This is a genomic window from Citrobacter amalonaticus (genome assembly GCF_002918555.1).
Lineage (GTDB): Bacteria > Pseudomonadota > Gammaproteobacteria > Enterobacterales > Enterobacteriaceae > Citrobacter_C > Citrobacter_C amalonaticus_A.
On sequence record NZ_PQMB01000001.1, the window covers coordinates 342,560 to 358,961 of the forward strand.

At 47.4% G+C, this 16,402-nt stretch carries 13 protein-coding genes and 2 tRNA genes; 6 read left to right on the plus strand and 9 right to left on the minus strand.

The annotated features are described in order from the left end of the window. The first annotated feature begins 74 nt into the window (after positions 1–74). Together C3432_RS01755 and C3432_RS01760 are read left to right on the plus strand one after the other, a co-directional pair. A complete protein-coding gene (locus tag C3432_RS01755; RefSeq protein WP_103774975.1) occupies positions 75–1,529 on the plus strand; it encodes an AMP nucleosidase in 1,455 nt (484 codons plus the stop codon). A 19-nt stretch (positions 1,530–1,548) separates the two neighbouring features. Beyond that, positions 1,549–3,327 carry an aminopeptidase P family protein gene (locus tag C3432_RS01760; RefSeq protein ID WP_103774976.1) on the plus strand — a complete coding sequence of 593 codons (1,779 nt, stop codon included), beginning with the start codon at positions 1,549–1,551 and terminating at the stop codon, positions 3,325–3,327. A gap of 262 nt (positions 3,328–3,589) precedes the next feature. Here C3432_RS01760 and C3432_RS01765 read toward each other — a convergent pair whose 3' ends face one another. Continuing rightward, on the minus strand, positions 3,590–4,168 hold the full coding sequence (locus C3432_RS01765; protein ID WP_103774977.1) for a MarR family winged helix-turn-helix transcriptional regulator: 579 nt from the start codon (positions 4,166–4,168) through the stop codon (positions 3,590–3,592). Between the two features lie 162 nt (positions 4,169–4,330). On the opposite strand from C3432_RS01765, the gene C3432_RS01770 reads away from it, so the two are divergent. Together C3432_RS01770 and C3432_RS01775 are read left to right on the plus strand one after the other, a co-directional pair. Beyond that, on the plus strand, positions 4,331–4,570 hold the full coding sequence (locus C3432_RS01770; protein ID WP_103774978.1) for a thioredoxin family protein: 240 nt from the start codon (positions 4,331–4,333) through the stop codon (positions 4,568–4,570). Between the two features lie 147 nt (positions 4,571–4,717). Further along, entirely contained in the window at positions 4,718–5,260 is a 543-nt protein-coding gene (locus C3432_RS01775) for a redoxin domain-containing protein (RefSeq protein WP_103775612.1), read from the plus strand. A gap of 396 nt (positions 5,261–5,656) precedes the next feature. Here the strand turns inward: C3432_RS01775 and C3432_RS01780 are convergent. Together C3432_RS01780 and C3432_RS01785 are read right to left on the minus strand one after the other, a co-directional pair. Beyond that, positions 5,657–5,732, minus strand: a tRNA-Asn gene (locus C3432_RS01780). Positions 5,733–5,831: 99 nt separating this feature from the next. Next, entirely contained in the window at positions 5,832–7,319 is a 1,488-nt protein-coding gene (locus C3432_RS01785; protein WP_103774979.1) for an EmmdR/YeeO family multidrug/toxin efflux MATE transporter, read from the minus strand. 158 nt (positions 7,320–7,477) lie between these two features. Here C3432_RS01785 and C3432_RS01790 point away from each other — a divergent pair. Next, positions 7,478–7,553: transfer RNA gene (locus tag C3432_RS01790), tRNA-Asn, on the plus strand. Between the two features lie 190 nt (positions 7,554–7,743). Here the strand turns inward: C3432_RS01790 and C3432_RS01795 are convergent. Then, positions 7,744–9,207 (minus strand): T3SS effector OspC family protein, encoded by a 1,464-nt coding sequence (locus C3432_RS01795; RefSeq protein WP_103774980.1) that lies wholly within the window; start codon positions 9,205–9,207, stop codon positions 7,744–7,746. A 427-nt stretch (positions 9,208–9,634) separates the two neighbouring features. Between C3432_RS01795 and C3432_RS01800 the strand changes: the two genes are divergently transcribed. Further along, positions 9,635–10,855 carry an ADP-ribosyltransferase domain-containing protein gene (locus C3432_RS01800; protein WP_146050898.1) on the plus strand — a complete coding sequence of 407 codons (1,221 nt, stop codon included), beginning with the start codon at positions 9,635–9,637 and terminating at the stop codon, positions 10,853–10,855. A 94-nt stretch (positions 10,856–10,949) separates the two neighbouring features. Here the strand turns inward: C3432_RS01800 and C3432_RS01805 are convergent, their stop codons facing one another. The 5 genes from C3432_RS01805 to C3432_RS01825 form a co-directional block, all read right to left on the minus strand. Further along, positions 10,950–11,201, minus strand: coding sequence for an acyl carrier protein (locus tag C3432_RS01805; protein WP_103774982.1), 252 nt, complete (start codon positions 11,199–11,201; stop codon positions 10,950–10,952). Between the two features lie 18 nt (positions 11,202–11,219). Further along, positions 11,220–13,028, minus strand: coding sequence for a hypothetical protein (locus tag C3432_RS01810; RefSeq protein ID WP_146050899.1), 1,809 nt, complete (start codon positions 13,026–13,028; stop codon positions 11,220–11,222). Between the two features lie 20 nt (positions 13,029–13,048). Further along, the gene (locus C3432_RS01815) at positions 13,049–13,735 is read right to left on the minus strand and encodes a hypothetical protein (RefSeq protein WP_103774984.1); all 687 of its coding nucleotides are present in this window, start codon (positions 13,733–13,735) and stop codon (positions 13,049–13,051) included. Continuing rightward, positions 13,725–14,876, minus strand: a complete 1,152-nt coding sequence (locus C3432_RS01820; RefSeq protein WP_103774985.1) for a hypothetical protein — start codon at positions 14,874–14,876, stop codon at positions 13,725–13,727. Before C3432_RS01820 ends, C3432_RS01815 begins: the two co-directional genes overlap by 11 nt. 207 nt (positions 14,877–15,083) lie before the next feature. Beyond that, complete coding sequence (locus C3432_RS01825; RefSeq protein ID WP_103774986.1) at positions 15,084–16,178, minus strand: IpaC/SipC family type III secretion system effector; 1,095 nt, start codon at positions 16,176–16,178, stop codon at positions 15,084–15,086. Positions 16,179–16,402 lie beyond the last annotated feature (224 nt).

The following is a 16,402-nucleotide window of genomic DNA, read 5'->3' on the forward strand; positions in this document are numbered from 1 at the left end:
CGTCTGACTTTTGTTTCATATTCCTGTGACATATTATCGGGAAAGCAGTACATCTGTGGAACAAGGAGACAGACATGCAAAACAAGGGCTCCAGCCTGACCCCTGCACAGGCGCTGGACAAACTGGACGCACTGTATGAGCAGTCAGTGACTGCTCTGCGTAGCGCCATTGGCAAGTATATTGAAAAGGGGGAACTCCCCAACGAAACAGCCCGCAATAACGGTCTTTTTGTTTACCCATCGCTTTCTGTCACCTGGGACGGTAGCGCGACGAACCCACCCAAAACCCGGGCCTACGGGCGCTTTACTCATGCGGGTTGTTACACGACAACCATTACACGCCCGGGGCTGTTCCGCCCTTATCTGGAAGAACAGCTGACGTTGCTTTATCAGGGTTATGGCGCACATATTTCCGTGGAACCTTCGCAGCATGAGATCCCCTACCCGTACGTGATTGATGGTTCAGAACTGACGCTGGATCGCTCAATGAGTGCCGGATTAACGCGCCATTTCCCCACAACTGAACTGTCGCAAATTGGTGATGAAACCGCCGACGGCATCTATCACCCGGTCGAATTTTCACCGCTGTCGCATTTTGACGCCAGACGCGTTGATTTCTCGCTGGCGCGCTTACGACACTATACGGGTACTCCGGTAGAGCACTTCCAGCCTTTTGTCCTGTTCACTAACTACACCCGCTACGTGGATGAATTTGTGCGCTGGGGATGCAGTCAGATCCTGGACCCGGACAGCCCTTATATTGCGCTCTCCTGTGCGGGTGGGATTTGGATAACCGCAGAAACGGAAGCGCCGGAAGAGGCCATCTCCGATCTGGCATGGAAAAAACACCAGATGCCTGCGTGGCATCTGATCACCGCTGACGGTCAGGGAATTACCCTGGTCAATATTGGTGTCGGTCCATCAAATGCCAAAACCATTTGCGATCACCTGGCGGTACTGCGCCCTGATGTCTGGTTAATGATTGGTCACTGTGGCGGCCTGCGCGAAAGTCAGTCAATCGGCGACTATGTGCTCGCCCACGCTTATCTGCGTGACGACCACGTGCTGGATGCGGTTCTTCCGCCGGATATTCCTATTCCGAGCATTGCAGAAGTTCAGCGTGCCTTGTATGACGCCACTAAAATGGTCAGCGGAATGCCTGGCGAAGAGGTCAAGCAACGTCTGCGCACCGGGACGGTCGTCACCACCGATGACCGCAACTGGGAGCTACGCTACTCTGCTTCCGCATTGCGCTTTAACCTGAGCCGGGCCGTGGCCATTGATATGGAAAGCGCCACGATTGCCGCTCAGGGATATCGCTTCCGCGTTCCTTACGGCACGCTGCTGTGCGTCTCAGACAAACCTTTGCACGGTGAAATCAAACTGCCTGGTCAGGCCAACCGTTTTTACGAAGGCGCAATCTCTGAACATCTGCAAATTGGTATTCGGGCGATAGACCTCTTGCGCGCCGAAGGTGAGCGCCTGCATTCCCGTAAGTTACGCACGTTTAACGAACCGCCGTTCCGATAAGGCCTGAATGAAGGTATCTATGAATAATACAACGCCCCTTTCCGCCCTGCGCAGCTTGCTGCTGGCACAGGGACTGGACGGAATGATCGTGCCACGCGCCGATGCTCACCAGAGCGAAGACTGTACGCCGCACGACAATAAACTGGCCTGGCTGACCGGCTTTTCCGGCTCTGCCGGACTGGCACTGATATTACGCGACCGCGCGCTGATTTTCGTTGATGGCCGCTACCAGGTGCAGGTTCGCGCAGAGGTTGACCTCCACGATTTTGAAGTGCATCACCTGCATGATGAGCCTCTGGCTGATTACCTGCAGGAGCATGTTTCTGCGGGTTCCCGTATCGCTTTTGAACCACTATTGATGGTCAACAGTCAGTACGAAGCGCTTGCAGCCACTCATTGCAAACTGATTGCCCTTGAGAACGATCCGTTTGACGAGGTGTGGAAAGACCGCCCCGCAGCGCCCTGTGGCCCCATCCGCGAGATGCCAGTTGACATAAGCGGCGAAAGCAGCGCGCAAAAACGTCTGCGCGTCGCCGCTGAACTGGCAAAACATCGGGTTGATTATCTGGCAATTACGCTGCCGGATAATATCGCCTGGCTGCTGAACGTCCGGGGTTCGGATCTCGCGATGGTTCCTGTCCCGTTCTCCTTTGCCCTCCTCCACAGCACAGGCGAGCTGGAATGGTTTGTCGACAGCAGAAAAACTGAGTCATTATCTGACACGCTCCTGAGCACGCTGACTCTCTCTTCACCGGAAAACTTTCTCCCACGCTGCCAACAGTTGGCTAACGGAAAACGATTCCTGGTGGATAAGGACTATGCACCTGTCGCACTGCGTTTCGCCATTGAGCAACAAGGGGGCAACGTTGTCTGGTCACCAGACCCAATCACCCTGATGAAAGCTAACAAAAACGAGATTGAGCTGGCCGGTTATCGCGAATGTCACGAGCAGGACGGTGCTGCGTGGGTCAATTTTTTAGCCTGGCTGGCGCATGAGGTTCCGCTGCGTGAAGCCGCGGGTAATCCTGTTACCGAACTGGAAGCCCAGGCAAAACAGTTAGCTTTTCGTCAACAACAGCCCGGATTTCTTGAGCAAAGCTTTGGCACAATATCCGCTGCCGCAAGTAACGCCGCTATGTGCCACTACCACTCAAGCGAAAAAACCAACACGCCTATTACCACGCAGGCGATGTATCTGAACGACTCAGGTGGTCAGTATGAGAACGGCACCACGGATACGACCCGCACCATCGCCTTTGCTCCGCAACACGCGCAGCGTCGGTTGCATTACACCGCGGTGCTTAAAGGCTTTTTATCACTGATATCGCTGCAATTTCCGAGCGGAAGTCAGGGGCATCAACTGGATGCCTTTGCTCGTCGGGCGCTGTGGGAGCTGGGGTTGGATTTTGATCATGGTACCGGGCATGGCGTGGGGCACCAGCTACTGATTCACGAACAGCCGCATCGCATTGCGAAAAAGGTCAATCAATGGCCTCTGACCGCGGGTAATATCATCACCATTGAGCCGGGATACTATCTTGCCGGGCAATATGGTATCCGCATTGAAAATCAGGTTGAGATTATCGAAAGCCGCCCTGGATTCTGTCAGTTTTCGTCGCTGACCCTGGTCCCTATCGACTTAAGCCTTGTGGAGCTGCATTTACTGAGCGAAACAGAGAAACAGTGGATTGACGACTATCACCAGCAGGTGCGAGAAACATTGTCTCCGCGGGTGAATAGCGACGCACGTCCGTGGCTGTTCGCCGCAACAGCCCCCATACGCGTCCAGGTAAACTGAACAATCGCAGAAAAGCCAGGAGTAAGACAGTGCCATATGCACACCTCAGGGTGGTATTGCAATAAGCGGTGCAGAAGGAGGCGACGTGAGCAGGTAGTCGCTTAAATCGGGCGGATTATTGCGTAAAACAGCGGCTCCCCGCAGTGGAAGCCGTTGTCATGCCGCCCTTTAAGAACGCGTAGCAGAACAGCTTTAAATCGGACACCTCTGACGGGGTGTCCGATTGATTGAATGTTAACGGACTTCGGGATCGAAGCGCGAATTAGGCCGGGTGGGACAGTCTCGTGGGACCGGAATCAGGCTCTTCAAACTCACGACAAATCAGAGTGATGTTCTCCACTGGGATAGGTTCTTTCGTTAACCCACACCAGGGCTGACCATCCTGATGCTGATGAAAGCGACAGAAACGGCACTCGCCGAACATCCGTACTCCCTTACATTTCTGAAGCTGGCGCAAAGCATCGAGAAACCCGTCTCTGAGCTCTGCTTCTGGAAAAGGTAATCCCCGCAGCACATCCATCTGATTCCCGGGTTTTACTTCACGCATAATGTCTGCGGCGTGGGGAGTAAGCACAAGATGAACGACGCGTTTGTCCCTGATATCACTCTCTTTTCGTATCCAGCCTTCACTTTCCAGCTTGCTCAGCGACTGTGACACTGTGCCTTTTGTCAGGCCAAGATATTCTGCCGTAGCGATTGGCGTATTCGAATAACCATTACATTGTGCCAGATAATGGAGGATCTGGACCCAGATGCCGGGTAAGCCTTTCAGTTGCGGATGTTCCTGCATGGCCCTCATCTGTAGGGTCACCAGCCGTTCAAGAATATCAAATAGTGTCATAAAACCTGCTGCATTCGCGTAAAGCCTGCCAATGAAAGTTCTCATTAACGCCGGATATAAATAGTATCGATTCAAAACAATATTGACAAGTCTGAGAAGCTTCACTTAGAATCAAGTGGTATCGAATCGATACTATATAATTTTAAAACATGGAGAGTCATCATGAGTAAAAAAGCAATTTTCTTCCACGCAGGTTGCCCGGTATGTGTAGATGCAGAACAGCAAATCGCACTGGCGTTGGATCCCGCTCAATACGTTGTTGATATCGTTCATCTGGGTGAAGACAAAGCACGCCTGGAAGAAGCCATTGAAGCAGGCGTGAAATCCGTTCCCGCACTGTTGCTGGATGGCGGCATCCCATTACACATCAATTTTGGCGCGTCGATCGAAGAGCTGCGTTAAGAGAAACGGATGAACTGGCCGGCGCGGATCATACGCCGCTGCTTTGCGTCAGGGCGTTTCCAGCGTGGTATCAGGAAAACGAAAGCTGTCAGGTAACGTTAATTAATAAAAATAACCCGCATTGAGATGCGGGTTTGGGAATCTATCATGAACGATATCCGTTACCCCAGGGCTCCAGCCCTGAATGTTGAACACTGGTTCAATACCCCGGATGACATTTCCCTGGAATCGCTGCTGGGAAAAGTTGTGGTTATTGAGTCTTTTCAGATGCTGTGTCGAGGTTGCGTCTCGCATGGGTTACCCCAGGCTTCACGCGTCTATGCGCAATTTCCACAAGATAAAGTTGCGGTTATTGGACTGCACACGGTATTTGAACATCATGATGTCATGACGCCCCCGGCGCTGCTGACATTTATCTCGGAGTATCAGATTCCATTTCCTGTTGCTGTAGATATGCCCTCCCGGACGAGCGATATCCCTCTAACGATGCAGGCTTACGCCATGCGCGGTACTCCAACGCTCACGATTATCGATCAGCAGGGCTATATTCGGCAGCAATATTTCGGTCAGGTCAGCGATCTGGCGCTGGGGGCAGAAATTGGCGCACTCCTGAATCAATCACCGTCCACGCTTGAGACACATAAAAATAGTACGCCTTCCGGATGCAGCGATGGTCAATGCATCATCTGACCGGTAAAAAATGAACGAACACTCTGAGCATTTTATTCAAAAACGAATAGCGCATTTTAGATTCGTAAGCATTGTCCACTTACTCTAAAAAAGAGATCCACGACGACCCAATCGCTGTTTTTATCACTCTACAGGATGTTTATTCGCAGAAACATACGAAAAGCCGTTGCGACCGCATATTGCGCAAGAGGTTTGGGAGAGCAATTACTAGTCAGGGATTGGGGACAGAATGCCCGGTAATTGACCCTCTCCGGTTAAGCCACCAAAAACGAGGGATATCAAAAAGCCCGTTGGGTATGCCGGTGAGAGTTAGCGCACGCCAGACTGAGATCTGAATTCCGTGTGCTGGTCAGGAAGAAAGCAAAAAGCCCGCTAAAAAGCGGGCTTTTCTGAATCTGGCTCCTCTGACTGGACTCGAACCAGTGACATACGGATTAACAGTCCGCCGTTCTACCGACTGAACTACAGAGGAATCGTTTGAACGGAGCGAATATTAGCGACGCTCAATCCCGTTGTCAAAGCCTGATTGCACAATCACGATCGTTTGCCGAAATATTCTTCATTTCGCCGCTTATTCAGACACAACGGACTGTTTTATGCACTTTTCATGTTCAGGACGTGGGTACTTCCACAGCCACTTACCCGTGACCATTCGCCAGTAAAATAGTCCAGCACGTACCGCCCAGTCGAAGAACATTCCCAGCCAGACTCCCACAACGCCCCAGCCGAGCAAAATCCCTAATGTGTACCCCGCCACCACGCGACAGCCCCACATGCCAAGCATTGAGACCCACATTGCATAGCGGGCATCGCGCGCGCCTTTAAAACCAGCGGGCAGAACCCAGGAAGCAGCCCAAATCGGCATAAATGCGGCGTTAAGCCAGATCAGGATGACAACCACATCTTTTACGTCCTGATCGTGGGTATAAAATGACGCCATCAATCCGGCGAACGGTGCGCTAAGCCAGGCAATCGCGGTTAAACCAATTGTTGAGAGCCAGAACACGTGGCGTAACTGAATTTCAGCCTGCCCGACCTGCCCGTTCCCCAGTCTTCTACCGGTGATGATTGTTGAGGCAGAACCCAGCGCATTTCCCGGCAGGTTGATCAACGCAGCAATAGAGAAAGCGATAAAGTTACCGGCAATCACGCTGGTCCCCATCCCCGCGACAAACATCTGCGTGAGCAGCTTCCCGCTATTAAAGAGGACGGATTCGATACTCGCGGGGATACCGATCCCCATCACTTCCCAGATGATGGCAAAGTTGAGCGGCCTGAAATAGCTCTTCAGGGGAATACGCAAAGCAGGATTAAAACCGATCGTCAGGACACCGATAATTGCAACGGCACCAATGTAGCGTGAAATTGTCAGACCGAGCCCTGCCCCAACAAAACCAAGTCCTTGCCAGGAGAAAACTCCGTAAATCAAAATGCTGCTGATAATGATATTCAGGATATTCATCCCGCCATTAATTAGCAGGGGAATTTTGGTGTTCCCGGCCCCGCGCAGCGCACCGCTCCCAATCAACGCTATCGCCGCTGCCGGATAGCTTATCACCGTCAGTTCCAGATAGGTCAGCGCTAATGCTTTGACTTCCGGCGTCGCCTCACCAGCGACAAAATCAATAATTTGCTCACCAAAATAGTGAATCACTACCGCCAGTATGATGGCAAAGAGCGTCATGATCACCAGAGACTGTCTGGCCGCCGCTCTGGCACGGCGTCGATCGCGCTTGCCCAAACTGAACGCCACCACCACGGTAGTCCCCAGATCGATTGCGGCAAAAAAAGCCATGATAACCATATTAAAGCTATCGGCCAGCCCCACGCCGGCCATTGCCTCTTTCCCCAGCCAACTGACGAGGAAGGTACTTAACACTCCCATCAGCAGCACACAGGTATTTTCCAGAAAGATAGGTACAGCAAGTGGGGTGATTTCACGCCAGAAGAGAACTTTGTAACTCTTGCGTTTAGCGTACCAGGGCGTACGGGCGACGGCCTGACGTAGGGCTGCGGAGACGTTCAAAGTGGACCTTAGAGAAAAAAGTTGAAACCTCATTTCAAATTATCAAGGAGAATGCGAAAAGCTGCAAAGTTTTTCCATAAAAAATGTCCGGAAATGCAACAAACTGTTGAGAGAAGCACCAATTACGCCGAATAAAAGAAATCGGGTTTGACAAAAGATTTTTCGCCGCTAAGATAAGCCTCCACAACGATTCCTCTGTAGTTCAGTCGGTAGAACGGCGGACTGTTAATCCGTATGTCACTGGTTCGAGTCCAGTCAGAGGAGCCAGATTCAGAAAAGCCCGCTTTTAGCGGGCTTTTTGCTTTCTTCCTGACCAGCACACGGAATTCAGATCTCAGTCTGGCGTGCGCTAATCCTCACCGGCATATCCCAACGGGATTTTTGATATCCCTCGTTTTAGGTGGCTTAATCGGGAGCCCCACGGTTCGCAGAGAAAATGGTGCCCCCAGCTCTGGCGTTAACCAATATCGCTATCCGCAGGATCAATCTCACCTTCTTTTCCAGTCACTGCACCAAAACTGAGTAATACATTAATCATTTCCTGGTTTTTATATTTTATTGCATTGTCCAGCATGGTACTCCCTTTGTTTGCTTCCACGAATGTTTTGTTAGGATCGATCAGCCCTCGCGCCAGAAATTGTTTTAATACAGAAGCATCAGCGGAATAATCACTTAACATGTATTCCAGATCATAAACATCAGAATATGGTGAAATTTTCATCACATCTTCACGATTAATTTCAAAATTTGAAAAAATATATTCAGCAATATCTGGCTTACCATAATAAATGACCCAAAACAGGGCGCTAATTGCATCATCCTTGCTATTTATATGGGCGGTAAGCACCCGCATATTAGATGCGCCGATCGCTTCTTTTACACTTATCTCTCTCAGTTTGACCTCTTTAAAGTGCGTTGTACTTACCATTCTGGGTACATGGAATTCAGGCTGAAACACAAAATTAAGAACCCTGTCCAGGCCCTTACTATCCAGATTCTCATTCAACGCAAAGCGTTTAAAACTGACATCACGACTCTGTCTCAAAAAATCGATAAGATGCAATCCCAGGGCGAACTTCATATCTTTAGTGCTATACATGGGAACATCAAATACACCTTTTTCTCCATGTACTTTACGGTAAGTCTCACTTCTCACTTCGGAAAACCGGGAAACAAATCCTGCATGTTCATGCTGAAATGCAGGCGGTATTGTATTATCAAAATGATCAGTTAATGTCAGATATCCATAAGGAAACTGGTCATCAAGAATATAGGCATTAGCACCAAAATCAACATCTGTATGCCGGGTATTAAGCGGAAGTTGTGCCTCATCATTAGAAAACTCAACGCCAAAAAACACAAAATCATTATTTGCCAGACACTTAATATCTTGTGGCTTAGTATTTCCCCCGGTAACCACCCCGTCATATTTTAATTTTTTTTGCGACAAAATATTCAGATGCCCATCAGACAAATTTGAATTACTCTGGTGTCTGAAGTGCCATTTTGCATCAACAACTTTTCTCAATAGTTCTTTTTCATCCGGCGTTAAGTTGTGCGTTTTCTCTTTTATTTTCACCAGATAACTTTTCGAGATATTGTCAAGATGATGAAGTGTACTCAATGGGGCTTTATCTGCTGTTGGCTTTGCAAGATCGACGCCTAATTTTTTAAAATTAGCGCCTTCAGAGAACATATGGTTATAGCTCTGCGCAGCTATAGTTTTTTTAAAGAAATCTTTGATAACATTAGAGGCATGTACAGCGGAATCATTCTGCAATGAAATATTCCCCTGTGAATTATGCACGGAAGTACAATCTTTAAGAATATGTCCCTGCTCTCTCTGTGCTGTATTTCCTGCAGGGTGGAAGTGAGCAAAATTATTATGGGGAACATTTTCCAATGGGCGTGTTGGTTTCATTATTTTTGAGTCCTGTGTAAAAGTCATTTTTACAGCCATTATTCATAAGTAATGGAAATAAACTTCGAGCATTAGTTCCTGACCAGCTATAATTCATTGCCAGCATAAATTTTTAGTAGTAGTTTAAAATAAATCCAGATTAAGTAACATAAAGATTTTCTTTATTTTCTGCCCTCTGTCCATATTTCATATCTACGAGCATTTTTTGGTAGTTATTGTTCTCAGATATACAATACCATTGGTAATTAATCACCAATCGTCCATTTTCCATACCCTTAATAATTTAAGTTGCAGGACATAACGCGTAGTCGTTTTGAACAGCGCTTGTGCTGGCCCGAAGGGGCGAGGCCAAAGGCCGAGTAACAAAGCCAATACGCATAAAGCATGAGAAGTATAAATATTTTTTAATTTACCAGAGGATATAAATATGGCCATAAGTTCAGTCAACACCAATTATTACTCAAGAATATCTGTACCATCCACTCAGACAGAAAAGGATGAGTTAAATTGCCATAGTAAGCAGATAAAAAAAGAGATCAGAACCGTTAAAAATTCGTTAATCCAGACAGGCAGTGCTATAAGATCGGTGAGCGAAGCCATTAAAACCGATACTTCACTGTTGAAGAACTTACAATCTGTCTCTGTAGAGCATGGTAAAGATGCTTCCGTACGTCTCAAAGATGGCAAATTTAAGTACGGTCAGGCGAGTAATTTTCTGAAGAATATATTACATGGAAGTCGTTACCAGACTGAACGTGAAGACGCGGCAACAAAACTTAATATCCGTAAAAATGATGTTTCAGTTTCTGCCGCCACATCAATCCTGAAGGAAAAAGTAAAAAACGAGAATGAAGAATTGCAAGTTCTGAAGCAGAGTCTCAGACTTGATGAAACGAAGCTAACCCACCTCCAGGATAAGAAATATGAGATCGGCGATAAACTGGAAAATATCGCTAAAAATGAATTTAACGCGGTAAAAGCTAAAGAGAAAGCGAAAAGTACAATAGAAGTTTTCTCTGCTATTTACCAGAACAAAGAGGGTTGTAAAGCATTAATTTCTGAATCTCGCGTACAGTCGGGTTATCAGACCACCGCAAGCGACCTGAATGGCAAAAAAATCATCTCTGAATGTAAAAAGATTCATGGTGATGACATCTTTAGCCGCGGAAATAACGCGCTAAAATTCTCCATTCTGACAGGAGCCAGCGATATTCCAGAACTTGTTAAAAAAGCGGAGAAAGCCTTCTATACCCCAACGGACAAAAATATTGTTACTTATCGCGGACAGGGAATGACTGAGAAAGGTATCAGTACATTAATCCAGCAGTTTGACATGAATAAAGAGAACAACAAGGAGAGCATTTACAAGTCTGGACAATTTTTTTCCACTTCCAGAGATCATAACCTTGCCCGTGAATATGCAGACAACAGTCAGGACAAAGTTAAAGTCATGTTCAAAGTGAAGGGAAACAGCAGCACCGCGTTATCTGTCCCAGGTGGACTGTCTTTTCACAGCAATAAAAATGAAAGTTTATACTCCCCTCTGGCTCATTTTAAAGTGACAGGCATCGCCACAACCTCTGGCATCTACAATATTACCTTAGAAGAAGTTGCCGGGATGAATAACGCCCCTCTGTTGCCATATTAACATCAGGCTCCAGTAAAAAATAGCGACGGGTTAATGATAAACCCGTCGCTATTTCAAAATTGACGCTTCAATAGCCGATATGAAGATCTTACCATCAGGCCATATTACTATAGTGCATAATTACCCGGGAAATAGATGAAAGAGTGGTAAATTTCTCCAGCTCATCATCATCAATAGCGACATGGAGATCCTCTTCAATTGAGGTCAGAAGATCAATCAGATCGACAGAATCAAAATAGAGGTCATAGAGAATATGGCTGTCAATGGTGAATGATCCTTGCGGCAGCGATTTTATCTTTGCCACCTCGGATAATAAATACTGATTTACTTTTTCTATGCTGTTCATTTACTTGTCCCTGATAAATTAACGTGGTACGCGACGATGTAAACCATCGACTGTTAGGGTGACAGGTGATTTAGGGTGGCCATTTTCATCCAGATAAGGGCTGTATGGTCTGGTTCTCCTGACATCAGATACGCTTTGTGGGCCAGTCTCTTCCTTGCCTGATGCGGATGATATCGCATTATTTACAACAGTCTGTTCATTACGAACAGCCTGTGTATCTCTGGTTCTGTCATCAGAAGTCGCAATCCGATCGCGCACGACACCTGATATTGCACTTTCACTTAACGCATTTACAGATGAGGTATTAATCTCCACTTCCCGCACCACCGATGTTTTTACCAGATTCTCCGACTGAGACTCTTCCGGCAAAGCGTTTACGCCGCGTTTTTGCTGACGTCGCGCGACAGCATTATTAAATTCCAGCTCCCTGTTACGCTGATTAAGCATAATCGAGGCGGTAGAAATAAACGTCTTCGTCTCTTCTGCATTATCAGACAGCGGAAGTTCGCTGGTTTCCGGTAGTACAGGTGCCAGCTGGCTTTTCGGATTAGCCGGTGTTCCCGTCGTCCGCGTTAATTGCGCTGCCTGGCGGGTAAATGACGCCGAATCACTGCCAACGCGATTTGGGCGAAGTAGTCCACGCTGGCTTAACGTAACTGGACCTCCGCTACGTTCCTGTTTTGCAATGAATGTGTCGACAGGAGGAACGGGCCTTGTTGACACTGGGATCGCCTGTAGTCCCGCAGGGGTTTGCGCATTATGACTGCCGATGCGCTCAGAGAACTGTAAACGATTGTCGAGCGATGTTGAACGCGCGAACAACGGTTGCAGGCTGTCGGTGACGGTCACGCCTGCCGGCCCATTGTTGCTGCCAATTGTGATATTGCCGTCGGTACTCTCTTCCGCTTCATTCACCGACGAACCGGAGACAACCGTGCTGTTACGCACATTATTCGTATTCGCGTATATGTTGATGTTATTGCCGTTGTGCGCGTTATCTGTTGCCACAGTATGGGGTGAGGCTGGATTTCCCGGCTCCTCTGCCGCTTCAGGATGCACAACCGATGAGGGACCGCGTGCTCCGTCCGGCTCATCAGTAGCGCCAGAAGGCAGCAGGTTCGCCGGCGGTTCACTCACATCAGCGCGGTCATCAATATCCGTAATGTTAACGATGTCCCCAGCGCCATCTACATCTCTGATGTTAACAACATCGGTAACGTTAACAATATTGGCATTATCGCCAGGTCTGGAGACTGTCACGCCAGCCATTTCTGGCACCGGGCGTGGTAATCCCCCTTCCGGAGGAAGGCCGGAACCAGAATCAGTACGGGCGTGACCTGCGCCCATTATCAGTATCTGGACATTATGCGGCTGCGCTGAACTCCCCTGAGCATGCTGACAAGTGTGAATATTGAAATGGTAGTCATTATAAATATGGTAAACGTTATTAGCATCTTTTATTATTTGTTCAAACCTGCCGCCAGGTTGATTAGCAAATTTATCAGCAAGTTTGTCGGCAAATTTATCCGCAACCTGCTCAAGTTTGTCCCCCAGATCTACATGTACTATCGGATTACCGATATTACTCAGATTTATAATCGGTGCGGTTCCTGCCGGAGGGAAAGGACCATTGGTATTATCTGGTGGCATTACGGGATCGGCCGGAATATCAATATTCTCCGGTCGCACTGGCGGCAGAGCATTATTTCCTGGCGGTACTGGCGCATCAGGTGTATCTGCCGCCGGTTTTCCCACCTGACTTAAAATCTCACGCAGATAGTTGGGGAAATTCAACGTTGAATTGACATGAACTGTTACTATCTTCAAAAAATCAAGTCCTTCCTTACCTAGCGAAGAAATATTTTCGGCAGCAGCACGCATATTTTTTCACCCTTGAATGCGCTCTCATCCAAAAATTCAGGGTCCGCCGAAATATCAATGCCAAAATGCGCTAACACCTCGGCACATCGCTTATCGACGTCTTCCTTAGCTATTTTAGCCAGCGCTTTTGCTGTCTTAAATTCCTCTTTTATAAGCAGCATCAGTTCGTTAACGGCTTTCAGGTAATTATTGCGCTCTTTGTTTTTATGGTTAACTCTTGTATTCTGTTCAAGAGTAAATTCGCCACGGGGATTTTTGTTACCCTCTTTTATTGCATGAAGCCAGTTATTGACCCGTTCCTTCAATTCACCCTGCCGTGGGCTTTCAGGAGCGAGGCCAAGATTTGCCAGATAGACTACTGTGGCAACGTTTTCCAGATTCTTCTTTTGCGTCTTGTCTCCCTTGTCATAAGCCGTTTTAAAATCATCGCTTAATGCTGACATGACATTGATAGCAACACTTTCACGATACCGGTCGCGATACTCGAGCAAACCAAACTTAGGCGTATCACCTTCCGCTTTTGCGGGCCTAATCTCAGGGGCCGTACCAACGGCCCGCAGGCTACGGGCAAGCCCGGTAAGATCTTTACCAGGAGCAACTGGCTGGTGTACAACCTGGTCAACTGGGGCAGGACGGCTTAACTTACATGACATCGCATTCACCCTTAACAAAGATTTTATCAATAAAACTATCAGGTATTGGGAACGTATAAGCGTTCAGGAGCAGGCGACCAGCAGCTCTGATGAATTCCGGGGTAAATGTCCCACGGTACGCATGCGAAGTCGTCGGATGGAGGAGACGTTTTATCCTCAAGGTGCCTTTAGGAAGGTCAGAATTTAAAATTTCACATGCAAATAAATCTCTCTTTAGTTCTTTTGCTCGCAGCTTAAATTTCCCGTAACTCAAGTCATCCTTAAAAGTCGCCAAAGCCTGCTCACGCGACAGAGAGGTAGAAAATTTTTCAGCCGCCTCAGCAATGATAAGAGAACAAATCTCCTCCCTGAATCGAGAAGTGACAGTATCGTGATAATTCACTAATACCTTTGCAGAATTATCATATTCGGCCTCCCTAATTGATTCGAGTAAGTACCGTTCACCTGCTTTTAGCATTAACTCTTGTTGCGCTTTTGTTGTTGTCTCTGAAAGGGTTTTATCATAGCTTGAGGAATACATATGTTTCGTTATCCGGGCAAACTTTTGGGAATGATGATTACCTTCACGCTGGCTGGTGATATCATGAATGCCATCCCAAACCACGTTTTTCGAATCACTAAAAAAATCCGATGCCCAGCGCGGGATCATTATACCGCTATTAACACCATTCCAGTTTTTGATATCGGAGATAAAGAAGGATAACGCGGCAAAGGCATCCTGGGCCGTGATCTTGACATAGCGTTCATCTTTGATAAATTCCCCCAGGAGGCTTTCAATGACTTTTTTGGCAGGCTCCGGATTATCGCCATTCAGGTATTCCATAACAAACACTGCCAGTTTTTTATTCAACGAATTTAAATTATCCTGAAGTGTCACTGGGGTTCCACCAATAATCTTCTCTAAATTATGTTGATGGTAAACAGGTTGTCGGAATGAACTCGATGTTTCCGACGCCATGCCAGAGAACATCAAAGATGAATTAGAAACCTGCCTGAAAGGCATAGGCGCAATATTGGTTGTTCTTAGCGTCCTCTCCATACCCGCTGGCGCCCCTGCGTTTGACATATACGACGTGGCGCCCGAATAATCGTTTCTGTAAACGGGTAGCGCGTAGCTGGATACGTCTCTGATATCATTCATGGTGACTCCCTAAGGCAAGATTTATCAAATTCTCTTTAAAGCACCTTCAGTGCCAGAAATTTATAGCTGAAAATCATAAAAATACGCATCAGGTATAAATTAAAAAACCTCAGAAAATAGTTATTCTGAGGTTTATGAATCATCAGCCAAAAACGAACAGAATGAAATTAATAAAAATTTATACTATCGATTTATACTATCGTGGCGTTATGCTTTCATATTACTTGCAAAAGCACCCGCCAGCTCGGAATCAGTACGACGAAGTTCATTCAACAGGTTCATCATATTAGCCAGCAACTGCTGTGATTTTTGTGCCTGCTGACGTGACATTTCAACAGCACCGTCCATGACTTTAGCTTCTGAACGCTCTTCGGTCTCTTCTTTCTGCTCAATATTGTGCGCAAGGCTACCTGAGCCATCCGCGATATTGGCGCTCGTCGTACCAATGGCGCGCTGCGCGTCAATCTGAGCGGTTGTCAGACGAGTACGCGCTTCACCCTGCAAGAATGCGGTGTTAAAGGCATCGCGATTGCTGATGGTTTCATCCAGGTTGCGAGCCGCTACCGCCTGATGTTCAGCTTTCATGGTGCGTTCGTGACGTTGCAGTTCAGCAATGCTGCCATCTGCCTTTTTCACCGTAGTAGACGATGCCGCGATATCGCTCAGATCCAGGCGATCGTTTTTACTGGCGTTCAGTGAGTTTTGCATCTGACGAACCTGAAAATCGGCTTCGTGCATACCTTTCAGGTTATCATTAATATTGACCTTGGTGGCAGAATAGTTATTAACCGATTTTTTCGTCGCATAACCGGTGCTGGCCATATTGATCGAAGAGGAAATAATGCTCTTAGAGAAAATAGCCAACCCTTGCGCTTTTTGCGCTTGCGCCGCATTCATGCTGCTGTTTTCACTCATGATGCCAAAAGTGCTGCTCAGTTCGATATCAGCAATTGATGCCTGATTCGCTAATTCAATGAGCATACAAATCAGACTGGCCTGCTGAGAGCTTTTGGGTAAAACCATGTTTACCGTCGCCGGGTCGCCAGGCTTTGCCAGCGCGGTTTCAAGAACCTGCTGCGAATCATTAAGCAATTGCTTAAACTGCGGACTGCGCACACCAGAAAACATATCAATATCGTTGCTGCTTCCTTTAAGGCTTCCAGAAAGATGCTGAGTAATGTAATCAGAGATTGCGGAGTCGGTTACGCGTAATCCTTTAATCTGGGCGCTGTCGGCCTCCGTCGTTTGCCCTGTTAAGGGAATATTAAGCGAAGGGAAAAGATTATTGATGGTCGTATTCATTATTTTGTCCTTATTCGATATTCTGAGTCATCTCAAATATAATATCCGTCATACTTATAGTTGCAGGCGTGTTGGCTTTATCTCTCGCCCCAGCTTTGTGCCTGGCCTCTTTGGGGCCACTGCCAGCAGCTTCGCCGCCGTCCTGCAACTCTAATTATTTAGGGTATACACTGATAATAAGATTTCCCTGGCGTTAACCCTGAAAAAAGCACAACCGCAGCGTT